The sequence below is a fragment of the Haloglycomyces albus DSM 45210 genome (assembly GCF_000527155.1).
In the GTDB taxonomy this organism is placed as follows: Bacteria; Actinomycetota; Actinomycetes; order Mycobacteriales; family Micromonosporaceae; genus Haloglycomyces; species Haloglycomyces albus.
The window spans coordinates 2715646-2739645 of record NZ_AZUQ01000001.1; the positions used below are offsets into that span (position 1 = coordinate 2715646).

19 protein-coding genes are annotated in these 24000 nt (G+C 61.7%); 13 read left to right on the forward strand and 6 right to left on the reverse strand.

Annotated elements, in window-relative coordinates; genetic code table 11:
• The first annotated feature begins 12 nt into the window (after positions 1-12).
• The 3 genes from HALAL_RS0112560 to HALAL_RS0112570 are packed head-to-tail and all read left to right on the forward strand — an operon-like array spanning position 13 to position 1915.
• Complete coding sequence (locus HALAL_RS0112560) at positions 13-315, forward strand: hypothetical protein (RefSeq protein WP_029767890.1); 303 nt, start codon at positions 13-15, stop codon at positions 313-315.
• Positions 312-1115 carry a pyridoxal 5'-phosphate synthase glutaminase subunit PdxT gene (gene pdxT / locus HALAL_RS0112565; protein WP_025274336.1) on the forward strand — a complete coding sequence of 268 codons (804 nt, stop codon included), beginning with the start codon at positions 312-314 and terminating at the stop codon, positions 1113-1115. The genes HALAL_RS0112560 and pdxT overlap by 4 nt, the downstream gene beginning before the upstream one ends.
• 44 nt (positions 1116-1159) lie before the next feature.
• Positions 1160-1915, forward strand: a complete 756-nt coding sequence (locus HALAL_RS0112570; protein ID WP_025274337.1) for a YebC/PmpR family DNA-binding transcriptional regulator — start codon at positions 1160-1162, stop codon at positions 1913-1915.
• A 63-nt stretch (positions 1916-1978) separates the two neighbouring features.
• Here HALAL_RS0112570 and HALAL_RS0112575 read toward each other — a convergent pair whose 3' ends face one another.
• On the reverse strand, positions 1979-3241 hold the full coding sequence (locus HALAL_RS0112575; protein ID WP_025274338.1) for a multidrug effflux MFS transporter: 1263 nt from the start codon (positions 3239-3241) through the stop codon (positions 1979-1981).
• Positions 3242-3651: 410 nt separating this feature from the next.
• Here HALAL_RS0112575 and ruvC point away from each other — a divergent pair, with 410 nt between their 5' ends.
• The 6 genes from ruvC to secF all read left to right on the forward strand — a co-directional run bounded on the left by ruvC (position 3652) and on the right by secF (position 9798).
• A complete protein-coding gene (ruvC, locus tag HALAL_RS0112580) occupies positions 3652-4218 on the forward strand; it encodes a crossover junction endodeoxyribonuclease RuvC (RefSeq protein WP_025274339.1) in 567 nt (188 codons plus the stop codon).
• On the forward strand, positions 4215-4814 hold the full coding sequence (gene ruvA / locus HALAL_RS0112585; protein ID WP_025274340.1) for a Holliday junction branch migration protein RuvA: 600 nt from the start codon (positions 4215-4217) through the stop codon (positions 4812-4814). Before ruvC ends, ruvA begins: the two co-directional genes overlap by 4 nt.
• A gap of 3 nt (positions 4815-4817) precedes the next feature.
• Positions 4818-5861, forward strand: a complete 1044-nt coding sequence (gene ruvB / locus HALAL_RS0112590; protein WP_025274341.1) for a Holliday junction branch migration DNA helicase RuvB — start codon at positions 4818-4820, stop codon at positions 5859-5861.
• A 325-nt stretch (positions 5862-6186) separates the two neighbouring features.
• Positions 6187-6603 (forward strand): preprotein translocase subunit YajC, encoded by a 417-nt coding sequence (yajC, locus tag HALAL_RS0112595; protein ID WP_211240466.1) that lies wholly within the window; start codon positions 6187-6189, stop codon positions 6601-6603.
• 183 nt (positions 6604-6786) lie between these two features.
• Positions 6787-8658, forward strand: coding sequence for a protein translocase subunit SecD (gene secD / locus HALAL_RS0112600; protein ID WP_025274343.1), 1872 nt, complete (start codon positions 6787-6789; stop codon positions 8656-8658).
• 9 nt (positions 8659-8667) lie between these two features.
• On the forward strand, positions 8668-9798 hold the full coding sequence (gene secF / locus HALAL_RS0112605) for a protein translocase subunit SecF (protein WP_025274344.1): 1131 nt from the start codon (positions 8668-8670) through the stop codon (positions 9796-9798).
• Positions 9799-9903: 105 nt separating this feature from the next.
• On the opposite strand, the gene HALAL_RS0112610 is transcribed toward secF, so the two are convergent.
• From HALAL_RS0112610 to HALAL_RS0112625, 4 genes are all read right to left on the reverse strand, one after another.
• Positions 9904-10191, reverse strand: coding sequence for a YtxH domain-containing protein (locus tag HALAL_RS0112610; protein ID WP_025274345.1), 288 nt, complete (start codon positions 10189-10191; stop codon positions 9904-9906).
• Between the two features lie 77 nt (positions 10192-10268).
• Entirely contained in the window at positions 10269-12608 is a 2340-nt protein-coding gene (locus tag HALAL_RS0112615) for a RelA/SpoT family protein (protein ID WP_051462944.1), read from the reverse strand.
• Positions 12609-13071: 463 nt separating this feature from the next.
• Positions 13072-13800: an FKBP-type peptidyl-prolyl cis-trans isomerase gene (locus tag HALAL_RS17770; protein WP_025274346.1), complete on the reverse strand. Its 729-nt coding sequence runs from the start codon at positions 13798-13800 to the stop codon at positions 13072-13074.
• Positions 13801-13820: 20 nt separating this feature from the next.
• Positions 13821-14192 (reverse strand): hypothetical protein, encoded by a 372-nt coding sequence (locus HALAL_RS0112625; protein WP_156937738.1) that lies wholly within the window; start codon positions 14190-14192, stop codon positions 13821-13823.
• A gap of 297 nt (positions 14193-14489) precedes the next feature.
• On the opposite strand from HALAL_RS0112625, the gene HALAL_RS0112630 reads away from it, so the two are divergent.
• Positions 14490-15173 carry an MBL fold metallo-hydrolase gene (locus HALAL_RS0112630; protein WP_025274348.1) on the forward strand — a complete coding sequence of 228 codons (684 nt, stop codon included), beginning with the start codon at positions 14490-14492 and terminating at the stop codon, positions 15171-15173.
• A 57-nt stretch (positions 15174-15230) separates the two neighbouring features.
• On the forward strand, positions 15231-16559 hold the full coding sequence (hisS, locus tag HALAL_RS0112635) for a histidine--tRNA ligase (protein ID WP_025274349.1): 1329 nt from the start codon (positions 15231-15233) through the stop codon (positions 16557-16559).
• A gap of 135 nt (positions 16560-16694) precedes the next feature.
• Here the strand turns inward: hisS and HALAL_RS18685 are convergent, their stop codons facing one another.
• Positions 16695-17459: a hypothetical protein gene (locus HALAL_RS18685; RefSeq protein ID WP_156937739.1), complete on the reverse strand. Its 765-nt coding sequence runs from the start codon at positions 17457-17459 to the stop codon at positions 16695-16697.
• Positions 17460-17883: 424 nt separating this feature from the next.
• Here HALAL_RS18685 and gltB point away from each other — a divergent pair, with 424 nt between their 5' ends.
• Positions 17884-22347, forward strand: a complete 4464-nt coding sequence (gene gltB, locus HALAL_RS0112645; RefSeq protein WP_035535525.1) for a glutamate synthase large subunit — start codon at positions 17884-17886, stop codon at positions 22345-22347.
• Positions 22340-23809, forward strand: coding sequence for a glutamate synthase subunit beta (locus HALAL_RS0112650; RefSeq protein WP_025274352.1), 1470 nt, complete (start codon positions 22340-22342; stop codon positions 23807-23809). The genes gltB and HALAL_RS0112650 overlap by 8 nt, the downstream gene beginning before the upstream one ends.
• Positions 23810-24000 lie beyond the last annotated feature (191 nt).

The following is a 24000-nucleotide window of genomic DNA, read 5'->3' on the forward strand; positions in this document are numbered from 1 at the left end:
TAAGCTGGTCTTATGAACTTCGACCAGCTGGATCAGCTTAGTACGGAAGAACTGCAGTCGCGCGCTTTCGCCCTGGCGCGATCCAAGGGCGATTGGCGATTCTTCCTCGACATCATGCGTCATACGTCGTCGGCGGCCGAAACCGAGGACCTGAACAGTGATCTCGCGGAGGTGGGCAGCATCGTCGACGACTTGGTCGGCATGTGGCGGGAGGCGACGCGAGGCGAATGGGGATCGGTGGAGCCGATGGCCCGGGCCGATTTCATCGATTACCTGATGCGGAACGCGAAGGACGCACCGTCTTCCGGTGAATGAGCTTTGCGGCGCTCGTGTGGAGTTCGGTGCGGGTTCCGATCGGCGTGAGGCATTTCGCTCCCCGGTTGAGGACAGGTCGTTTCAGCCTGTCACGCCGTATTCTGGAAGAGTACCTGAATTCTCTACGCCCGGAGGTAGCCGTGACACCAACCGTCGGGGTTCTCGCCTTGCAAGGCGATGTGGCCGACCACATCGCGATGATGGAAGCGACCGGTGCCCGTGCGGTGGCGGTTCGTCGTCAAGCGGAGATCGAATCCGTGGACGGACTCATCATCCCCGGGGGAGAGTCCACGACCATGAGCCGTCTTCTGCAGGTGTTCGATCTGTTCGATCCCCTGGACGTGCTGTTGAAGGACGGTCTTCCGGTATACGGCTCCTGCGCGGGAATGATCATGCTGGCGTCGGAGGTATGGGACGGACGGCCGGACCAGAGATCGTTCAGTGCTATCCCTATGACGGTGCGCCGTAACGCTTTCGGGCGACAGGTGGACTCCTTTGAAGCTCCGATATCCTTCGCACGCATGGCGGGCGGTCCTTATCCGGGGGTGTTCATTCGCGCCCCGTGGGTGGAATCCGTTTCCGGCGATACCGAGGTCTTGGGAACAGTCACGCCGGGCCAGGGGACGTCGCAGGCGCACACGGGTGCTAGCGTTGACGCAGCTTCCCAGCGAAGTGAAGGCGACCGAATCGTCGCCGTGCGCTCGGGCTCGTGTCTCGCGACGTCATTTCACCCGGAGATGACCCAGGATAATCGGGTCCACGAGTACTTTCTCAGTCTGGTGCGTGCTGCCCGGACTTGAACTGAACGCCGGTATCACACTATGCAACGAGGGGAACTACCTGGATGAGTGGCCACTCTAAGTGGGCGACGACCAAGCACAAAAAAGCCGCCATTGACGCTAAGCGCGGTAAGTTGTTCGCCAAACTGATCAAGAACATTGAAGTCGCGGCGCGTACCGGTGGCCCCGACCCCGAAGGTAACCCCACCCTCTACGACGCGATCCAGAAAGCCAAGAAGAGCTCGGTTCCCAGTGACAACATCGACCGGGCCGTCAAGCGTGGCGGTGGTCTCGACGGTGGTGGCGTCAACTATGAAACGGCCATGTACGAAGGCTATGCTCCAGGCGGAGTGGCCTTGTTGATCGAATGTCTCACCGACAATCGCAATCGCGCTACCAGCGAGGTGCGTGTGGCGCTTACCCGCAACGGCGGAAGCCTGGGGGACGCCGGCTCGGTATCGTACCTGTTCTCCCGTAAAGGGCAGGTCATCGTCCCCAAAACCGCGGACCTGGATGAGGACGAAGTCCTCATGGCGGTGCTCGACGCGGGTGCAGAAGAAGTGCGGGACCTGGGGGAGAATTTCGAGGTGGTCAGCGAACCCACCGATTTGATCGCGGTCCGTACCGCTCTTCAGGAGGCGGGCATCGAATACGACTCCGCCGAGTCGGTATTCCAGCCTTTCACCAGCGTTCCCATGGACGCCGACGGAGCCAAGAAGGTCTTCAAGATCATCGACGCTCTAGAGGACAGCGACGAAGTCCAGAACGTGTACTCCAATATCGACCTCTCCGACGAGGTCTTGGCGGCTCTGGACGCTTAAGCGACGACACGTGTGGGGTGACCGTTCGATTCTCGGTCACCCCACACGTGTCTTGTCATCGAATTAGGCCGCGAGGGCCTGCGGCTGCTTGTAGGTGCGTACGGTCAACGACACCGCTATCGTGGCCAGGGCCGACAGAATCAACATGCCCCAGGCCATGTGTTGCAGATTGACCGTTCCGAACATCACCAGTGCCGGCAGAGCGCCACCGGAGGCCATCTGGAGGCAACCCATCAGAGCCGAAGCGGTGCCGGCGGTGTTGGGCGGTTGCGAACTCATCGCCAAGGCACCGGTATTGGGGAACACCAGTCCGTTGCCGTACATCATCACCACGACGACCACCGTCAGGTTCACGAGGTTGGCCTGTCCGCTGGCATGAAGAGTGAAGAGCGAAACCACGCCGAGAACCGCCAGACTCATTCCCGAGATCATCCGAGTGGGAGCGGGAATCTCGCGTCGCATCAAGAAGACGTTGGTTTGATTGCCCGACAACACCGCGATGGTCCCGATGGCGAAAATCAAGCTGTAGGTCTGCTCCGAGGCGCCGAACTCCACCTGTGAAACGAAGGAGAACGACGAAATATAGGTGAACATCGTCGCGAAGGTGAAGCACACCGTCAGGACGGGGAAGACGAACTGCGGCGTGCGCAGCAGCCGTACGACATCGCGTCCCAGGCTCTTGAGGTTGATCTCGCGACGTTCCCGCTCCGGCAGACTCTCCGGGAGGAAGCGCCAGATGAGCAGGGTGGCGGCAATGGAAATGAGGCCCAGGAGCACGAAGATCATCTGCCACGGTGCCACGACGACGATCTGTCCGCCGATGATCGGTCCCAGCATGGGCGCGAGCATCGTAATGAACATCATTTTTGAGATGAAACGGGTCATGGCGTCGCCGGTGAAGTGGTCACGAATGACCGCACGGGCCACCACCATGCCGGCGGCGCCGGCGAACCCTTGCATGGCTCGGGCGGCGATCAGCATGTAAGCGGTGGTGGAAAGGGCGCTCAACGCGGTGGCCAGGGTGAACACCGTCATGCCTATGATCAGAGGCTTACGTCGCCCATAGCGGTCCGACAGGGGACCGATCAGGGCTTGACCGATGGCCAACCCCACCATGTTGGCCGTCAGAGTCAACTGGATATAGGCTTCGGTCGTGTCCAGACCGTCGGCGATGGCCGGGAAGGCCGGGAGGTACATGTCAGTGGACAGGGGGCCGACCGCGGTCAAGATGCCCAGCACGACCATCAGGAGAAGAACGTAGCGTTTGGAGTGGGTCTGTTCGCTCAGTGGAGCTTCCGCGGTAGAAGAGTTCGCTGGTGGTGTCATAGGCAGCCCTCACTCACTAACAGTTCGATTCGTATCGGGGTGGCAGCGCGCCGGTCGGGATTGCGGTGGCGCCAACGTGATGCTGAATGTCAATTGCCGGTTCGGAAGGATCGACGGCACCGTCGCGCGCCGGTAGGTGACGGCGTCTGATCCAAATACACGCTTTGGCCGTACTATTTGAATTTAACTCAGGCACTAGCCGGTCGGCAAGTAATTTTGCGGGTTCAGGGACGTTTCCTCGCTCACCCACGCCGGGAACAACGCATGCCTGGTCGACGGACATTCCCCACAAAGCACACCTGTGTCGTAGTCAACGCCTAATCTGAATAGCGATGCCGCACTCCGGTGCGGTACAACAACCGTCGGCGACACCACGACACCCGCCCACAACGGCAATGAAACGGAGACAGATGCGCGTAATGGGAATCGATCCCGGCCTTACCCGATGCGGTATCGGAATCATCGAAGGACAACCGGGAAACAAGGGGCGCCTGATCGCCGTCGGAGTCATCCGCACCTCGGCCGACGACGAGACACCGCAACGACTCCGAAAACTGGACGACGAACTCGATCACTATCTCGATACCTACCGTCCCGACGCCGTCGCCGTAGAACGTGTCTTCTCCCAACACAACCTGGCCAGCGTGATTCCCACCGCCCAGGCCGCCGGAATCGCCCTCGTCCACGGGGCCAAACGGGATCTGCCCACCCACAGCTATACTCCCTCGGAGGCCAAAGCCGCCGTCTGCGGCAACGGAGGAGCCGACAAACGCCAAGTCACCACCATGGTGACGCGAATATTGCGCCTGGAAAGCCCGCCTAAACCCGCCGACGCCGCCGATGCGCTCGCCCTCGCCTTGTGTCATCTTTGGAGGGGAGCGCTGAAGAGTCGCCTGAACCAGGCCGGTCGACAACAAGTGGAGGCCAAGAGGAAAGCCGCTCTCGAGCGTTACCGGAACCAAAGGAGTTCACGTTGATCGCACAGCTCACCGGCACCGTTGCCGCCATCGGACCCACCTACGTCACCGTGGACGTGGGAGGAGTGGGCTATGCCGTGCACGCCGGAGCCAACACCCTCGCCAACCTGGCGGTCGGACACGACTACGTACTGCACGTCTCCACCCGCGTCCGCGAAGACGCGATCACGCTCTACGGCTTCACCAGCCTCGACGACCGGGACCTCTTCGAGTTGCTGCAGACGGCCCAGAAAATCGGCCCTCGCATCGCTCAAGACGCTCTGGATGCTCTGGACGCCGACCAAATCCGTAACGCCATTGCCAACGGCGACATCGCGACGCTGTCGCGCATACCGGGAGTCGGAAAGAAAAGCGCCGAACGCATCGTTCTGGACCTCGCCGACAAGGTCGGCCCGGCGTCGAGCCCGACCGGACTGCCACAACAGAGCGGCCGACCCGCCGAATGGCGGCAACAGGTCTCCCAAGGCATCCAAGCACTGGGCTGGAGCGCCAAGGAAGCCGAAGAGGTCATCAAAGAACTTGACAGCGACGGGGCCGGGACCGCCCAAGTCCCCACCTTGCTCAAACAGGCCATCCGAATGTTGGGAAAGAAATAAGTCATGACCGACGAATCAGACATCAGCGCCGACGACTGGGCGAAAGCCCTCACCGCCGCCGAAGCCGGTCCCGAAGACGATGCCGCCGAAAACTCCATACGCCCCGGGAAACTGGACGACGTCGTCGGTCAAACCCGAGTACGCGAGCAGTTGCACCTACTGCTGGAAAGCGCACGACGGCGGGGAAGTGCCCCCGACCATCTTCTGCTCTCCGGCCCACCCGGCCTCGGGAAGACCACTCTTGCGATGATCGTCGCCGCCGAAATGGGCGTCAGCCTGCGACAGACCTCTGGTCCCGCCATCGAACGTTCCGGCGACCTGGCCGCCATTCTCACCAGTCTTGCGCCCGGGGAAGTCCTCTTCATCGATGAAATTCACCGTATGGCGCGGCCCGCCGAAGAGTTGCTGTATACGGCGATGGAGGACTTTCGAGTCGACGTCGTCGTCGGAAAAGGGCCCGGAGCCACCGCCATCCCCCTCGACCTGGAGCCGTTCACCCTGGTGGGGGCGACGACTCGCTCCGGTCTGCTGACCGGACCGCTGCGGGATCGCTTCGGCTTCATGGGCCAACTGGAGTTCTACACCGATGCCGAGCTCGCCACCATCGTGCACCGTTCGGCCGCCATCCTCGAAGTCGAGATCGACGCCGCGGGAGCCGACGAGATCGCGCGGCGCTCGCGCGGCACTCCGCGAATCGCCAACCGGCTCTTGCGACGAGTACGGGACTTCGCTCAAGTGCGGTCGGACGGTTCGATCGACGCCGCGACCGCCGACGCGGCCCTGGATCTCTACGACGTGGATATCCTCGGTCTGGACCGTCTGGACCGTGCCGTCTTGAATGCGCTGGTTGGGACCTTTGGGGGAGGACCGGTCGGTGTGACCACCATAGCGGTCGCGGTCGGTGAACAATCCGACACCGTGGAAGAGGTTAGCGAGCCGTATCTGGTGCGTACCGGTTTGATAGCGCGCACGCCGCGCGGTAGGGTTGCCACAGCCGCAGCCTGGCGTCACCTGGGGAAAACTCCGCCGGACACGATTCCGTTGTAGTTCGCAGCGATCGTCGACCGCTGCGGAACCGCTGGGAAGGCGGTTGTCGTGGGGCGGTCGGAGGCGGCTTCGATATGTCAGATCGCCGTGTGGCGATACTCCTGCGGGAACGGCGTAAGGGTCCTTATTGCCGTTCAGTGAGGTCGGGGTAAACTTCGGCCACGCCCACAGTTTAATTCAATGATACTGGTGAGGTTTATACGACTTCGAGCGATGGGGCCGAGGCACTGGAGCTCGACGGCACGGACGTCCGGCGACTGCGCACGGTTCGACGCCGGATCGGTAGCGGCCTTACCAGATATACACTGCAACGAAAGGCTCAAAAGTGCTCGACGCTCAGATCCAGCTGGCGCAAGACGGCGGCGACAGTGGAAGCTTCATTCCCATGCTCCTGATGATGGTGGCGATTTTCGCGCTGCTGTATTTCGTCATGATCCGCCCCCAGAAGAAACGCCAGCGCCAGCAGGCGGAAATGCAGAACACCGTGGACAACGGCACCAAGGTCGTGACCATCGGTGGGCTCTACGGCACGGTCGTGGACTCCGACGACGACACCATCACCTTGGAAGCTTCGGAGGACACCTTCCTGGTGTTCGCTCGGCAGGCCATCGGACGCGTGATTCCCGAAGAGGAAGCCGCGACCGAAACCGAAGCCGCGGAAGACCCGAAGCTCACCGATGACGACCTTGACAAACTTCGCGACGGAGACGACGACAAGAAAGACCACGGCAAAAACTACTAATCCGACATTCGGGTCGGCATCGGAATCAGCGTGTGATCGATAGGCCGATGTGAGACGGGCCAGGTGTCTGTGATTACATTATCTCGCGCCCCAAAAACGTCCGATGCCGTGGTTTCAGTTCGCACCAAGGCATATCGGCCAGCGCCCCGGCCTGTGAAATTGGATCAAGGAAGAGACTGAGCATTGGCTAGTAAAACGGGCACCAGACGCCCGCAGAAAAAGATTCAGCGGAAACGCCTCCGGCTGGCACCGTATTTCTTGTCGCTTCTGACTGTCATCGCGATCCTCTGGGTGGCCGCATTCGTCGGTAGCGGTAACTGGAAGGATGTGCCCACTCCTAAACTCGGTTTGGATCTGCAAGGTGGGCTGTCGATGACGTTGACGGCCTACCAGGACGGGTCGGATTCACCTCCTGACGAAGAAACCATGGAGCAGGCACGGCAGATCATTGAAAACCGTGTCAACTCCACGGGTGTCGCTGAGCCGGAAATCTACGTCGAAGGCGACGACAATGTCGTCGTCAACGTGGCCGGCCACGATATGGATGAGGATGCGTTGCGTTCGGTGGGTGCCCCGGCCGAACTTCGTTTCCGTATCGTCAGCAACAACACCGTCGACACCTCAAGCACCGTTGACGAGCAGATCGAGGCCGCCGAAGAAGGCGAAGAGGACGCCGAGGAGGAGACCTCCGAACAGGAGGCCACCGAGGACGAGGACGCGGCCCCGGAGGACTCCGAAACGGGCGGCGACATTGAGTCGCTCGTCGAAATGGAACGGGAAGACGCCTCCGATCTCGAGGAACTCGAATCGGGTGAAACCCTGACCGACGTGTTGGAGAAGGTCGGTTACGAGGCGGCCAACACCGCCTACAATCTGAGCGAGATCCCCACCGACCCCGCGACGTTGACAACGCTGAAGCCCTTCGCGGATCTCAGCGCCGAAGAAGTGGCGCTGCTTCCGGCGGGAGTTCAGTTCGGCGTCCCCACGATTTCCTGTGAACAGTTGGACAATCGTCCTCCCGGCGCGGTGCAGAATCCCGATAAGGTCGTGACCTCATGCGGAGAGACGCAGAGCGCGGGAGAAGGCGAAAACTCCGACATTCGCACCAAGTACATTCTGGCCCCGGCCGACGTATTGGGCAGCGATGTGAGCGATGCCAACGTCGGCAGCGACCCGAACCGCCCCAACACCTTCGTCGTCAACGTTCGTTTCACTCCCGACGGAGCCGATCGTTGGGGAACCCTGACGAATGAGAACGTGCAGAACCAGGTCGCGATCGTTCTGGACAACAAGGTGGTGTCGGCTCCGGTCATCCAGGCCCCGACCCGCGATCAGACGCAGATCACCGGCGATTTCACGCCCGGCGAGGCGCAGGAGCTGGCCGATCAGCTCAACTTCGGTTCCCTCCCGACGAACTTCGTCACCGAGACGGTCAACAATGTCACCGCCACCTTGGGTGTACAGCAGTTGAAAGCCGGGCTGATCGCCGGAGCGATCGGGCTTGGCCTGGTCTTTCTTTACTGTCTGGCGTATTACCGGATTCTCGGTTTCATCGTTCTGGGCTCGCTGACGACCGCCACACTCATTCTGTATCCCTTCCTGGCGCTACTCGGTTCGCAGATCGGGTTGACGCTGACCCTGGCGGGAATGGCCGGTTTCGTCGTTTCCATCGGTATTACCGCCGACTCGTTCGTGGTGTACTTCGAACGAATCAAGGAGGAGATGAAGGACGGACGTTCCGCGAAGTCGGCCGTCCCTCGGGCGTGGGAGCGTACCCGGCGTACGATCCTGTCGGCCAACGCCGTATCCATTATTTCGGCGCTCGTCCTGTACTTCCTGGCGATTGGCCCGGTACAGGCCTTCGCCTTCGCCCTGGGGCTCTCCACGCTGGTGAATATCCTGGTGGTCTTCCTGTTCACCCACCCGATCGCCGAATTGCTCGCTCGGGGCAATGTGCTGAACAACCGGCGTCTGTCCGGTTTGCATACGCGGTTGAACCTGTCCACCAAGCCGTCCACCAGTGCCACGCCGAGCACAGTGGCCGCCGAGAACTAAGGAGCACCGGTGAAGACAACGAATGATCCGCAGAAACTCTCGGTGTGGAGTCAGCTTTACCGAGGCCGCAATGATTTTGCTTTCGTAGAGTACCGAAAGCGCTGGTACATTGCCTCTGGAATTATTTTGGCCGCCTGTGTGGTAGTCATGCTTTTCAAGGGTTTTGTGCTCGGGATTGATTTCGCTGGCGGAAACCAGTTCAACGTCACGCCGAACAACGACGTGTCGTTGGAAGAGGTCGAAGACGCCGCCGAGGACGCCGGTGCGAAGGTTGGCAGCGGTCAGGAAGTCGGCAGTGGCGACGAGCGCTCCTACGTCGTGCGTACGGCGGCGACCACGGCCGACGAATCACAGACGATCCGTGACGCCATCGCAGAGGTATCCGGGGTGGAATCCGGTCAGGTATCGGAAACCTCCGTGTCGGCGACCTGGGGACAGGCCGTGTCACAGCAGGCCCTGGTGGCCCTGGCGGTCTTCCTGGTTCTGGTGACGGTCTTCATCTGGATTCGCTTCGAACGCCGCATGGCCTGGGCGGCCCTGATCGCCCTGGCGCATGACCTGGTTCTTACCGCCGGAGTCTTCTCCCTGGTCGGATTCGAAGTCACACCTTCCACGATCGTCGGTATGTTGATGATCCTGGGCTATTCGCTCTACGACACGGTCGTCGTGTTCGACAAGCTGCAGGAAAACACGAAGAACCTCCTGAACACCCGGCGCAAGACCTATTCCGAGGCGACCAACGACGCGATCAACCAGACGTTGATGCGTTCGTTGAACACGTCCCTGATCGGTGCGCTTCCGGTGGCGGGACTGCTGTTCATCGGTGTGGGAATGCTCGGTGTGGGTACTTTGCGGGACCTGGCGCTGGTGCTGTTCGTCGGTATCATCACCGGTACCTATTCCTCGATCTTCCTGGCGGCACCCGTGGTGGCCGATATGGCGAACCGATCGTCGGAGTACAAGCGCCATAACCGCAAGGTCCACAATAAGCGGACGGCCGCCGGTGACGACGATGGCGCGGACGACGGCATCGACGACGATGACGATGACGGCATCGATTTCGAGCTGGAGCCGGAACCGGCAGCGGCGGGTTCGGCCGCTGCGACGGGGAATCGAAAGTCGCGGCGCAGTAGGAACTGACTGAGGTTACCTGCCCATACGATTCACGCGGGGCGCTCCACCTGATCGACGGTGGAGCGCCCCGCGTGTGTGCTCGGTGAGAACGTGGTCGGCCGTTTCAGCGGCCTATTCGTCCTTTTTCTTGGCCTCTTGGGCTTTCTGCTTTGCGGTATCGGCCATGTCCTCAGTCTTGTCTTTACCGGACTCCTTCATGTCCTCGGCCTTATGCTTGGCGTGCGAGGCGGAGTCCTTGGACTTGTTGATCAGGTCTTCGCCCTTGTCCTTAGCGCTGGAGGCCGCGTCGGACATCTTGTCCTTGGCTTCCGAGGTCGCATCTTCGGCTTTGTCCTTCGCTTCAGAGGCGGCGTCGCTGATTTTGTCCTTCATATCCTTGAACTTGTCGCTGATACCCACAGCAATCCTCCTAAAGATGAGTTGATATCACCTTAGGTCTTTTAGCGGCTGCTGTGGGTCAAAACGGCAGACTCAGGTCAGGACGAGGTGTCGGAACTACTGAGTTCGTAGGCGTCGTAGACACCGTCGATTTTGCGGATCACCTTGATGATGTGGTTGACATGCTCGGGATTGGCCAACTCAAAGGTGAAGCGGGACAGTGCCACGCGGTCGCGCGTGGTGGTGACCGTGGCCGAGAGGATCGATACCCGTTCCCCGGAAAGCGCCTGGGTGACGTCGGCGAGCAAACGGTGGCGATCGAGGGCTTCCACTTGCACCGTCGCGATGAAGGTGGACTCCTCGCCGCGGTCGGCCCAGGAGACGTCGACGACGCGGTCGGGTTGGAAGGCCATGCGCTCTTCGGCGTTCTCGCAGTCGGCGCGATGCACACTGACCACGTGGTAGCGCGTGGTGAATCCGACGATCTCATCGCCCGGTACGGGACCGCAGCATTGTGCCAGTCGTACCGGCATGTCGCCTTTGTCCATGCCCGCGACCTTCACCCCGGCTCCCAGATCACCGTGGGCCTCGGGGACGATGCGGTCGGGTTGGCTCGGTCGCGTCACTTCGGCGACGTCTTCGGTGACACCTTCGGAACCGCCTTGGGTTTCCACCAGTTTGGCGATGACCTGCGAGGGTTTGATCTGGTGTTCCCCGATGGAGGCGTAGAGGCTTTCCACGTCCTTTTGATTGAGTTCGCGGGCCACCGTGGTGAGGTTGTCGCCGGAGAGAAGCCGCTGGATGGGGAGGCGACGCTTGCGCATGAGCCGGGCGAGGTCGTCCTGCCCGTTCTGAATCGCCTCTTCGCGCCGCTCGCGATTGAAGAACTGCTTGATCTTGGTGCGGGCGCGCGGGGACTTGACGAAATTGAGCCACGCCCGGTTGGGCGACGCCGATTCCGACTTCTTGGACGTGAAGATCTCTACTACATCCCCGTTGGACAGGGACGATTCCAATGGAACGATCTTGCCGTTGACCGAGGCGCCGATACAGCGGTGCCCGATTTCGGTGTGAACCGCGTAGGCGAAGTCGACCGGGGTGGAGCCGGCGGGCAGGGCGATCACCGCTCCCTTGGGAGTGAAGACGTACAGCTCGGAGGAGGCGAGGTCGAAACGCAGGGCGTCCAGGAATTCCGAGGGGTCGGAGGCTTCGCGTTGCCAATCCAGCAGTTGCCGTAGCCACGCCATGTCGTCGATATGTGCGGCCGCACCCGCCACGGTCGAGCTCTTGGTTTCCTTGTACTTCCAGTGCGCCGCGATACCGTATTCGGCCGTCCGGTGCATGGCCCAGGTGCGGATTTGCAGTTCAATCGGCTTGCCACCCGGACCGATCACCGTCGTGTGCAGGGATTGGTACATATTGAACTTTGGCATGGCGATGTAGTCTTTGAACCGCCCCGGCACCGGCTTCCAATTGGCATGGATGACACCCAAGGCCGCGTAGCAGTCGCGTTCGGATTCCACGAGGAGGCGCAGTCCCACCAGATCGTAGATGTCTTCGAAGTCACGTCCCCGCACTATCATCTTCTGGTAGATGGAGTACAGGTGTTTCGGGCGGCCGTTCACATCGGCCTTGATGTGGGACTCCTTGAGCTTGTCCTCGACTTGGCCGATCACCATCTGCAGGGTTTTCTCCCGCTGCGGTGCGTGGTCGGCAACGAGTCGTTTGATCTCCTCAAAGCGTTTGGGGTAGAGGGTTCGGAACGAGAGGTCTTCCAGTTCCCATTTAATGGTATTCATACCCAGGCGATGTGCCAGGGGAGCGAGAATTTCGATGGTTTCGCGGGCCTTCTGCTCCTGTTTCTTGGGAGGAAGGAACATGAGGGTGCGCATGTTGTGGAGGCGATCGGCGAGTTTGATGACCAGTACTCGCGGATCCTTCGCCATTGCCACGACCATTTTGCGGATCGTTTCGGCTTTGGCGGCATCGCCCAGTTTGACGCGGTCGAGCTTGGTGACCCCGTCGACCAGCAGGCGGATTTCGTCACCGAACTCGTCTTTAAGTTCATCCAGGGTGTATTCGGTGTCCTCGACCGTGTCGTGCATGAGGGCGGCGACGAGGGTGTTGGTGTCCATACCGAGGTCGGCCAGGATTTGGGCTACCGCCAGTGGATGGGTGATGTAGGCGTCGCCCGACTTGCGATACTGTGTCCGGTGCAGTTGTTCGGCGCGTTCGTAGGCCTTTTCCAGCACCTGGACGTTGGCCCGAGGGTGCGATTTACGGTGCGAGGCGACCAATGGTTCCAGCACCTGAGGCACGCTGGGGGATTGCCACGGCGAATTGAACCGCGCCAGACGGGCACGCATCCGCCGTCCGGTATGTGGGCCGGAATCCTTGTTATTGGCGTTCTCGGCGTTCGCGGCCTTGTCGGTCGCCACTGTTGCCCCCTCGTGGAAATGCGAAAACTATATTTTAAGCGTAGAACTTTGCTGCCGACCATGCCAGGATGAGCGTGGGTTCGCCCTGACGGTGGATCGTCACCGGCCCGGAAAGCCGCTTCGGCCGTACGACACCCTGTGGAGGAGCGACCGACACCCTGGAATGACGTTTAAAACGACGGGTAACCCTCGGCGAGGTCGTTGGGAAGGGACCGGGGTGGGACATGGCCGCAGCAGGTCATGATGCTTAGTGTAAAACTCGGCCCCGGGGGTTGGGGCGTAGCGCGTACGCGCGCCCCAACGTGAGCTTAACGACAGGTCCGAAGCCGACGGCTCCGGGCCCGCCTGGTAGCCCCTGATCAACCGTACAACGGTCGAACACTCCGGGAGTATTCCACTTGTCGGTACGAGGGCGTCTGTAGTCTGCGACCTGAGAGGTACGGGCGCCGCGAAGCGGTTCGGCCTAACCCTGCTCAGGAGATTCCACCGACACGATGCTAATGGTGAACACCAAGGTTCCTTCCCCATAGGCCATATCGGAAGGAATGACAAGAGTCAATACTTCGCCCGGCTTGGCTCCTATGAGGCCTTTGTCCCAGCCTTCGATGACCTGACCGCCACCGATATTGTTGATCGGGAGTGCTTCGCCACGGTCCCAGGACGAATCGAAGACTTCACTGTCGTCCCAGTTGACGCCGACATAGTCGGCAGTGACCGTGTCGCCCGCCTTGATCGGTTCGCCGTCGCCCTCGACGAGGGTTTCGGAGACGAGTTCTTCGGGTGGATCACAGTCGGGCTGCACCTGGATTTCAGGGTGCGTGTCGTCGACGTTGGCGATATCGACGGTGCAGTCGCCCGCGACATCGAAACCGGTGTCATCGAACTTGATCGGTTCGGAGGGGACGGTTTCGGGCTGATTGTCCATTTCCGATCCCGGGTCCGAGTCCGATTCCATCTCCGACTCCCCGTCTTCGGCGGTCCAATCGGAGCTCGGATCGTGCGTGGCCACTTGGTAGCCGCCGTAAACGATCAGTCCGAGGAGGAGGAACACCCCGGCGCCGACGCCGGTGAAGATAAGGACGCTACGGCGCTTTTCCTTTTTCTGATTCTCTTCGGCGATGCGGGCCAGCTCGGCGCGCTTCTCGCTCATGCGGTTCTGAATCGCATTCTTTTTATTCTGTGAAGCTGTCATGGTGCCTCTCGCTTGGGGTGCTATTCGTCGGATGTATCGGTATCGGAACCCTCGTCCGATTCGGTCTCGTCAGAAGAGCCGTCCTCGGAACCCGTTTCGCCCTCCGGCTGCTCCTCGGAATCCGGCATGTCCTCCGGCTCCGGCATATCCTCGGGTAGCTCATTAGGGTCGGTGACCGTCGTGGGGTCGTCGTCCAGCTGCGACTCCGCGGGGTCGTCGAAGAAGCCCCCTTGAAACATCAAGAGCAGGGTGATCGCAGCGGCGATGGCCAATATCCCGCCCCCGGCCTGCCACTGGCGGCGGTGACGCAGTTTACGGGCCAACCGCGCGTTCTTTTTCGCTTTGGCAAGACGCTCTTTACGGCGCTGCATATGCCGGGATTTGGCGGGCACGGGCGCAGTCCTCCTTGTGTCGCACAGATGAGTGGTCTAGTCAGGAGTTTATAAGAAACGAGATTCCTCCTCGTGGGCGGCTGGGTCACGATCGTCATACGGGCACCGTCACCGCCACCGTCGTCGGTTTTGTCCGCTCTCCCGAGCGATGTAGCGGCCCCGGCCGCGAACGATCGTGCCGAAACCGCGTCGTCAATACTCCGCCTCCGGCCGATCGCCGTGCCTGCCTGTACACCCTCGGGCCGTTCGTAGCTTACCGTGGTTTTGAGCCGCCTCAAAGCCGATAGGAGTAGAGAGATGTTGATAGAAACGATCGTGGCCGACGCCTTCGGGACGAACTGCTACGTGGTGGCCGACGGCCGCAGCAACGAATGCCTGGTGATAGATCCGGGAATCGGCATCGCCGACCGATTGGACGAGGTATATCACCGCCATCACCTCAAACCGGTGGCCGTGATGCTTACCCACGGACACTTGGATCACACCTTTTCGGTCACCCCGGTGTGCCGTAACAGCGAGATCCCCGCCTACATCCATCCGGACGACTCCGAACTGCTACGCGACCCGCTCAAAGGCTTCAGCGCCAATATGGCTCAGATGATGGGGGCGGGCTTCGAATGGACCGAGCCCGACGACGTCGCCACCCTGACCGACCACGACACGATCGAATTGGCCGGAATGAAACTGCAAGTACAGCACGCGCCCGGACACACCCCCGGTTCGGCCATGTTCAACATGCGGGGGCGCGGTGATGAACCGCCCTACAGTTTTACCGGAGACGTCTTGTTCGCGGGTAGCATTGGGCGTACCGATCTTCCCGGCGGTTCCATGGAGGAAATGACCCGATCCCTCGGGGACAAGGTCTTGCCGATGGACGATAACGTCGTTATTCTCCCCGGACACGGCCCCCGTTCCACCATCGGAGACGAACGCAGGAATAATCGGTTTTTGAAATCCGTAGCGGCGCAACGCTCATCGTAATCATGTGCCGACGGCCGTCGCTGAGACCGTATTCGACCAATCGACAAGGAGATGGCAATGTCCAAACCACAGCCGATATCAGGTTTTCCTGAATTGCTGCCCGGCCAGCGAATCGTGGAGCAACAGGTTGTGGACCATCTTCGGAAGACGTTCGAACTGCACGGTTTCGTCAATATTCAAACCCGCTCGGCCGAACCCTTGGATCAACTGTTGCGCAAAGGCGAGACCTCCAAGGAGGTATACGTTCTGCGGCGACTGCAGGCCGAAGACGAAAGCTCCGACGCGGGTCTGGGCCTCCACTTCGACTTGACCGTACCCTTCGCCCGCTACGTGCTGGAAAACTCCGGAAAGCTGGAGTTTCCCTTCCGTCGTTACCAGATTCAGCCCTGTTGGCGAGGCGAACGTCCCCAGGACGGGCGGTACCGCGAATTCTGGCAGGCCGATATCGACATCGTGGACAAGGGGCACCTGCCCGCCCACTATGAAACCGAGATCCCACTGGTCATCGCCGATGCGCTCGCCGGGCTGCCCTTGCCGAAGATGACCGTCCACGTCAATAACCGCAAACTCTCCCAAGGCTTTTACCAAGGACTGGGAATCGAGGATCCGGAAGAAACCCTGCGTATCATCGATAAATTGGACAAAATCGGACCCGACGCGGTGATCGACATGCTGCGCGACAAGGTGGGTGCCGATGCCGAGCAGGCTGAACAATGCCTGGCGCTCGCCTCGATCAACTCCACCGATACCTCGTTTGTGGAGCGGGTCCGTGAGCTCGGGGTCAAGCATGAGCTGCTGGATCAGGGTCTGGAGGAGTTGGCGACCCTCGTGGAGGCGGCCAACAAGCGCTCACCGGGCCTGGTGCGCGCCAATATGTCGATCGCCCGGGGGCTGGATTACTACACCGGGACGGTCTACGAGACCTTCGTCGACGGCCAGGAAAACCTCGGTTCGGTCTGCTCCGGAGGCCGTTACGACACCTTGGCCGACGACGGTAAGAACACCTATCCGGGAGTCGGCCTATCGATCGGGGTGTCGCGTTTGGTGATTCCGCTGCTGCGTTCGGGGGTGCTGCGTCCCACACGTGACGTTCCCACCTGTGTGCTGGTGGCGTTGAACGACGAAGAGTCCCGTGGCCACAGCATGGATGTGGCGCAACGATTGCGGTCGCGTGGAATCGCCAGTCAGGTGGCTCCGGCGGCGCAGAAGTACGGCAAGCAGATCAAGTTCGCCGACAAGCGTGGGATTCCCTTCGTACTGTTTCTGGACGAGGAGTCCGGTGGGGCTCAGATAAAGGACATTCGTTCGGGCGACCAGTTCGACGTCGACCCGGACGAGTGGTGCCCACCGCAGGACGACCTGCACCCTACGATCGTCGCGGAGTAATGCCGGGCGAGTAGACGGTGGCACGAGGTTTGTCGGGGGATCGAACGCACCGAGCGTTCGATCCCCCGACTTCGTTTCGGCGGTGACGTCCCTGGCAACGCGCTTGGCGTGTAGGTTCCTCCGGGACGGCTCCGGTCAGTCGTTGTACTCCGCGCAAAGAATGCGAAGGAGCTGGTGCTCGTCCGGATCCCATTCCTCCCCGCTCGCCAGGGAGGTGTCCTGATAGACGTAGTCGGCCCAGTCGGTGTCGGAACAGGCCTCCACGGCGGCTTCATAGTGGGTGGAGTCCGAAGGATCGGGGTCCTCAGGGTCGTCCACCCTCTTGACGATGATGAACGCCGCGTCCGGGTGGTCGCAGTCGATGACTTCGATCGTCTCGATGCTGTCGGTGATGCATTCGTCGACGCGGGGAAGACGTACCTCGATGTCGGGCTCGTCGTCCTCGGACACCTGCGCACTCGGCGTGGGATCGGGCTCCTCGGAGGAAGGATCGGTTTCCGGGCTCTCGTCGTCGGTCGAGGTGGAGGGGTCGTCGGTGGCGGTGTCGTTGTCGTCGGAGGCGTTGAGGGCCACCATGGTGACGATTCCGCCCACGATAACGGTGAGTGCGATCACGCCCAGGGTGAGGACAAGTCCGATGCTGGAGTTGTTTCCCGGAGGCGGTCCGGACGGGGCGGAATATTGATAAGGGCCCTGAGGTGGTCCTCCAGGTGGCCCTCCGGGGGCTCCTCCCATCGGTGAGGGGGCGTAGCCCCCGGCGGGGGAGGTGACACCGTGGCCGCCTGCCGAATTCGGATAATGGGGCTGTTGTGGGTGGTAGGGGTCCGTGGTGTAATGCTGCGACCCACTCGGTGGCTGTGAGGGGTCCGGGGACGAATGCGGTTGTGGCGGGTACGTCATCGCTGAGCTCCGTGGGCGGATGGACAGATGTATTTACTACCTAAGCTTATGAGGTTGCAACACATGCCTGATAGGGGCGTCGTTCGTATTTCGGACCATAGTATGGTGGAGGGGCCACGAAGTTAACTGGTGAGTAACTTGTCCTTGTCACCGGCGATAAGGACGAGAGTGAAGTGCAACCGATGTCCGCATCGTAGGACCCGTGTTTCATTACGATGAGCCATGGATTACACTCACAAGACACGCTAGCGGTTTGAACTGTATTCACGTAAGCCAAGGAACGGGCCGACGTCGTCCCGTATCGATCAAGTACCGAGCCTGATCTCCCCGATCGGGTGCGCTGACGACGACGAGGAGGCCCTGCTTGCGCGCTGTATCCGCATTCAAAAGCCACCAGAACGACGATTCCCGTGAGGGTTCGGAGATCCCGCGTTCCGGTCTGTACGACCCTGCGCAGGAGCACGACGCGTGCGGAGTGGCCTTCCTTGCCGACCTGACGGGGCGCGGCAGTCATAAACTCGTGGCCGACGCACTGGGCGCTCTCGAACGAATGGAGCACCGTGGGGCGACCGCACCCGACCCGGACTCAGGAGACGGAGCGGGCATTCTCCTGCAGGTTCCCGACTCCTTCCTGCGTGCCGTGTCCGACATCGAGCTTCCCCCCATGGGCTTTTACGCCACCGGGCTCGTCTTCAGCGACCATGCCGACGACGCCTGTGCGGCCGTGCGCGCCGTCGTGGAAAAATACGCCCGCTCCGAAGGGTGTGAGGTGCTCGGTTGGCGTGACGTCCCCACCGACATGACCGAGCTCGGCAGCGCCTCCCGCGCCACGGCTCCCCGCGTCAGTCAGGTGTTCGTGACCGCCGCCGGTCGCGACGTCTCCGACCTCGATCTCGATCGGATCGTCTACGCGGTACGGAAACAGGCCGAACGAGAACTACGGGAACGTGCCCTGGAACGCGCCGCCGTCATTTCGCTGTCGGCACGCACCATGACCTACAAGGGCATGCTGACGCCGGCGCAGGTCGCCGTCTATTACCCCGATCTGCGTGATAAGCGACTGTCCAGCGCCATCGGCCTGGTCCACTCCCGCTTCTCCACCAATACGTTCCCCTCGTGGGACTTGGCCCACCCCTACCGGATGGTCGCCCACAACGGTGAAATCAACACCATTCGAGGAAACCGCAACTGGATTACCGCGCGCCAGGCCGAACTGGCCACCGGCACCATTCCCGGGCGCCTTCGTCGCCTCTTTCCCATCGCCACGCCCGGTGGATCGGACTCCCTCAACTTCGACGAAGTCGTCGAACTCCTGCACCTCGGCGGACGCAGCCTTCCCCACGCCATGCTGATGATGATGCCGGAAGCCTGGGAAGGCAACCCGCACATGGACCCCAAGCGACGCGACTTTTATCGCTACCATTCCTCCATCATGGAACCCTGGGACGGACCCGCCTGCGTCACCTTCACCGACGGAACGCAGATCGGCGCGGTCCTCGACCGTAACGGACTGCGTCCGGCACGCTGGTGGCGAACCTCCGACGACATCGTCATCCTCTCCTCCGAAGTCGGAGTGGTCGACGTGCCACCCGGCGACGTCGTCGCGAAGGGACGCCTGGAACCGGGGCGAATGTTCCTGGCCGACATCGCTAAAGGTCAGCTCGTCGACGACGACGAAATCAAGCACGGTCTCGCCTGTCAACACCCGTACGGAGACTGGCTGGAAGAAGGCCTCACCCGACTCGAAGAACTCCCCGAACGCAAGCGCGTCGTCTTCAACACCGAATCCTTGCGCCGACAACAACGCACCTTCGGATACACCGACGAGGAAATGCGTCTGCTTCTCGGCCCCATGGCCACTACCGGCGCCGAACCGGTCGTCTCCATGGGAAGCGACACTCCCATCGCCGGGCTCTCCCAACGCCCCAAACAGTTGGCCGACTACTTCACCCAACTGTTCGCACAGGTCACCAACCCGCCGCTGGACGCGATCCGCGAGCAGATGGTGACCGCCACCGGTACCCTCATCGGTCCGGAAGGCAACATCCTCGAACCGGGACCGCACTCCTGTCGGCAAATCGAATTGCCTCGCCCGGTCATCGACAACGACGAACTCGCCAAGATCCTGCGCATCGACGATGACGGCGACCACTCCAGATTGAAGGCCGTCCGCGTCTCCGGGCTGTACAAAGCCAGGCACGGCGCTCGAGGCATGCGCGAACGGCTCGTGGAAATCCGCCGCCACGTCTCCGAAGCCATCGAAGACGGAGTACGCATCCTCGTACTGTCCGATCGGGACTCCAACGCCGACCTGGCCCCCATCCCGTCCCTACTGTTGACGGCGGCCGTACACCAGCACCTGGTGGCCGAACAGACTCGAACCAAGGTGGCGTTGGTCGTCGAAAGCGGCGACTGCCGCACCGTGCACCACGCCTCAGTGCTCCTGGGCTACGGTGCCGCCGCGGTCAACCCCTACCTGGCCTTCGACTCCATCGAAAACATGTGCTCCACCGGAAGCCTCGACGAGGCCCCGGAACAGGCCGTGGAAAACTACATTCAGGGACTGGTCAAAGGCATCGTCAAAGTGATGTCCAAAATGGGGATATCCACGGTGGCCTCCTACACCGGCGCGCAGGTATTCGAAGCCGTCGGACTCGACGCCGACTTCGTAGACCGCTACTTCAAGGGAACCGCCTCCCGCATCGGCGGAATCGGCATGTCCACCATCGCCAAGGCCGTCGCCACCCGACATCGAGACGCTTATAGCCAAGTCACCGACGTGGAAGCCGAGCCCCTGCCGCCGGGAGGCGAATACCAATGGCGGCGTGACGGGGAAAAACACCTGTTCAACCCCGAAACCGTCTTCCTCCTACAGCACTCCACCAAAGCCGGACAGTACGACGTCTTCAAACGCTACACGCGGGAAGTCGACAACCTGGCCGGCGACAACGGGCTGCTGCGCGGGCTCCTCGACTTCGAACACGGCACCCGCCCCGCCATCGGCATCGACGAGGTCGAACCGGTCGAAGACATCGTCAAACGTTTTCACACCGGAGCGATGTCCTACGGAGCACTGTCCGCCGAATCCCATGAAACCCTCGCGATCGCCATGAACCGACTCGGCGGTCGCTCCAACTCGGGAGAGGGCGGCGAATCCCGCGAGCGCCTCTACGATCCCGAACGACGCTCCGCCATCAAACAGGTCGCGTCCGGGCGTTTCGGAGTGACGGCCGAATACCTGGCCACCGCCGACGCCATCCAGATCAAAATGGCGCAAGGGGCCAAACCCGGTGAAGGTGGACAACTGCCCGGGAAGAAGGTTCACCCCTGGATCGCCTCCACGCGAAACGCCACCCCGGGCGTGGGATTGATTTCACCGCCCCCGCACCACGACATCTACTCGATCGAAGACCTGGCGCAACTCATCTACGACCTGAAGCACGCCGGGGGAGGAACCGCCGAGGTCCAGGTCAAACTCGTCAGCGAAGTCGGTGTGGGCACCGTCGCCGCCGGAGTGTCAAAGGCCAAGGCGGACTCGATCCTGGTGTCCGGCTACGACGGCGGCACCGGCGCCGCACCCGCCAACTCGGTCAAACACGCCGGAACCCCCTGGGAGGTCGGTCTGGCCGAAGCCCAGCAGACCCTGGTGCGCAACGGACTTCGGGACCGCGTCCGCCTCGAAGTGGACGGCGCCATGAAGACGGGACGTGACGTCGTCATCGCCGCTCTTCTGGGCGCCGAAGGATACGGCTTCGCCACCGCCCCGTTGATCGTCTCCGGCTGTGTCATGATGCGCGTCTGCCACCTCGACACCTGCCCGGTCGGAGTCGCGACCCAAAACCCCGAACTGCGGAAACGCTTCAACGGTCAGCCCGAGTTCGTGGAGAACTTCTTCCGCTACATCGCCCAAGAAGTCCGCGAAAACCTCGCCGCCCTGGGCTACCGCAGTCTCGATGAAGCAATCGGCCAGGTCAATCGCCTGAAACAACGTGAACGCGACGACCAGAGCAGCCGCATCGACCTCGGACTGGTCCTCGAAGAACCACAGGCGGGACCGCGCTCGCAATTGCGTGGTCAGGAACACGGGGTGGAGACGACGATGGGCCAACATGTCGTCGACCTCAGTGGTTCCGCCATCGCGGAGGGCACTCCGGTGAGTACCGAACTGTCCATCACCAACCGGGATCGCTCCGTGGGAGCTTTGCTCGGTGCGGCGGTGGCCCGTAGCCGCAGCGACGATCCCTTGCCCGACGACACCATCGACATCGGATTCCGGGGTTCGGCCGGTCAGTCCTTCGGTGCCTTTCTACCGCAAGGGGCGACGTTCCGTCTCAAGGGCGACGCCAACGACTATGTCGGTAAGGGTCTGAGCGGCGGTCGATTGAGCCTGCGGCCGGACGAGGCGGCGACGTTCAACCGGCAGACCAACATCATTGCCGGTAATACGCTTTTGTACGGAGCGACCGGTGGCGAGGCTTTCATCTCCGGTTCGGTCGGGGAGCGGTTCGCCGTGCGTAACTCCGGTGCCGTCGCCGTCGTCGAAGGCGTGGGCGATCACGGTTGTGAGTACATGACCGGCGGCCGGGTGGTCGTTTTGGGAGCGACCGGACGTAACTTCGCTGCCGGAATGAGCGGTGGTATCGCCTATGTCTGGCGGCTGGACGAGGCGAAGACGAATCTGGCTCTGGTGGAATGCGAGAGCCTGGACGAGGACGATGAGGACTTCCTGCGTTCCACGCTGTTGACCCACGTGGAGGAGACGGGGTCTCCCTTGGCCAACCAGTTGCTGCAGACCTGGCAGCAGTCCCGTCGTGCGTTCACCAAAGTCATCCCCACCGAGTACAAAGCGGTACTCGCCCAACAAGCGAAGGAGACCGCCCATGCCTAATCCCAGTGGCTTCATGGAATATCCCCGCAAAAACGCCCCACGTCGGCCGGTGCCGATCCGCCTGCGCGATTGGCGTGAGGTATATGAAAAGCCGGATGACGAATTGCTGCACGAGCAGGCTTCTCGATGCATGGACTGCGGTATTCCCTTCTGCCATAACGGGTGTCCCCTGGGGAACCGGATTCCGGAGTGGAACGACCTGGCCCGTGTCGGACAATGGGACGAAGCGCTGAATCAGCTGCACGCCACCAATAACTTCCCCGAGTTCACCGGGCGACTGTGCCCGGCACCGTGTGAAGGGGCCTGTGTTTTGGGGATCGGAGACGATCCGGTGTCGATTAAGACGATGGAGCAGGCCATCGCCGATCACGGTGGAACCGATGAGCCCTTCACCCCGCAGCCGTCGGAACATCGCACGGGCAAACTGGTAGCCGTCATCGGCTCGGGCCCGGCCGGATTGGCCGCCGCACAGCAGCTGGCGCGGGCGGGGCACGCGGTGATCGTCTACGAGCGGGATGATGCTCCCGGCGGTCTGCTGCGATACGGCATCCCTGACTTCAAGTTGGAAAAGCATCTGATCGATCGGCGCATCAAGCAGATGGAGGCCGAAGGGGTGGAGTTCGCCTGCGGTGTGAACGTAGGCGTGGACGTCTCCGCCGACGAGATTCGTGACTTCCATGATGCGGTCGTGATCGCCACCGGTGCGCTGGAACCGCGCGAGACCGATCAGCCGGGGCGTGAACTGACCGGGATTCACCAGGCCATGGAGCATTTGACCGAAGCCAATCGAGTGCAGGCCGGACGCGTTCCCTTCGCCGGGATCGACGCGAAGGACAAGCACGTCATCATTATCGGTGGCGGCGATACGGGTGCGGATTGCCTGGGAACCGCGCACCGCCAGGGAGCCGCTTCGGTGCGACAGTTGGATCTGTATCCCATGCCGCCCGAAACTCGTACCGGGGTCAAAGACCCGTGGCCGACGTGGCCGTTGGTCGTGCGCAACTATCCTGCTCACGAGGAAGGCGGGGAGCGAAACTTCGGCGCCGCCGCTCTGGAGTTCATCGGTGACGACGACGGCCATGTGCGCCAGATGCGCATGAGCGAGGTGACGGTCGACAAATCCACTGGGAAACGCATCGTGAATCCCGTAGAGGGAACGCAGCGTACGGTACCGGCTGATCTGGTTCTGTTGGCGATCGGATTCTCCGGAACCGAGGACCAGCCCATGCTTCCGCAGCTGGGGTTGGAACGCAATGCGCGCAACGTGATCGACTGTGACGACGATTGGCAGACCGACACGCCGGGGGTCTTCGTGGCCGGGGACGCGCAGCGGGGCGCCTCGTTGATCGTGTGGGCCATCGCCGAGGGACGAGCGGCCGCCGCTGCCGCTCATAACCACCTGAGTTCCAACGCCGAGTTGCCCGCGCCGGTGCGCCCGGGCACTCGTGACCTGAGCCTGTAGTCGTGCTCCCCGATCGGGAGCACCCGTGCCGGTCGAGGAGACCGGTCATCGGGCGGTAGGCACAATCGTGAAATCCGCATTTCTAGGGCCGTCGGAATTACCGACGGCCCTAGAAATGCGTGCAATATTTGTGCAGGTCAACTTAGGTATTGTGGCAAAAATTCCGCCGTGAACTTGGCCTCTTAGAGCGT

Bases quoted from the DNA above. Each gene is read 5' to 3' on its own strand.
- HALAL_RS0112560 (WP_029767890.1), top strand. From the start codon at position 13: ATGAACTTCGACCAGCTGGATCAGCTTAGTACGGAAGAACTGCAGTCG.
- pdxT (WP_025274336.1), top strand. From the start codon at position 312: ATGAGCTTTGCGGCGCTCGTGTGGAGTTCGGTGCGGGTTCCGATCGGC.
- HALAL_RS0112570 (WP_025274337.1), top strand. From the start codon at position 1,160: ATGAGTGGCCACTCTAAGTGGGCGACGACCAAGCACAAAAAAGCCGCC.
- HALAL_RS0112575 (WP_025274338.1), bottom strand. From the start codon at position 3,241: ATGACACCACCAGCGAACTCTTCTACCGCGGAAGCTCCACTGAGCGAA.
- ruvC (WP_025274339.1), top strand. From the start codon at position 3,652: ATGCGCGTAATGGGAATCGATCCCGGCCTTACCCGATGCGGTATCGGA.
- ruvB (WP_025274341.1), top strand. From the start codon at position 4,818: ATGACCGACGAATCAGACATCAGCGCCGACGACTGGGCGAAAGCCCTC.
- HALAL_RS17770 (WP_025274346.1), bottom strand. From the start codon at position 13,800: ATGACAGCTTCACAGAATAAAAAGAATGCGATTCAGAACCGCATGAGC.
- HALAL_RS0112630 (WP_025274348.1), top strand. From the start codon at position 14,490: ATGTTGATAGAAACGATCGTGGCCGACGCCTTCGGGACGAACTGCTAC.
- hisS (WP_025274349.1), top strand. From the start codon at position 15,231: ATGTCCAAACCACAGCCGATATCAGGTTTTCCTGAATTGCTGCCCGGC.
- HALAL_RS18685 (WP_156937739.1), bottom strand. From the start codon at position 17,459: ATGACGTACCCGCCACAACCGCATTCGTCCCCGGACCCCTCACAGCCA.
- HALAL_RS0112650 (WP_025274352.1), top strand. From the start codon at position 22,340: ATGCCTAATCCCAGTGGCTTCATGGAATATCCCCGCAAAAACGCCCCA.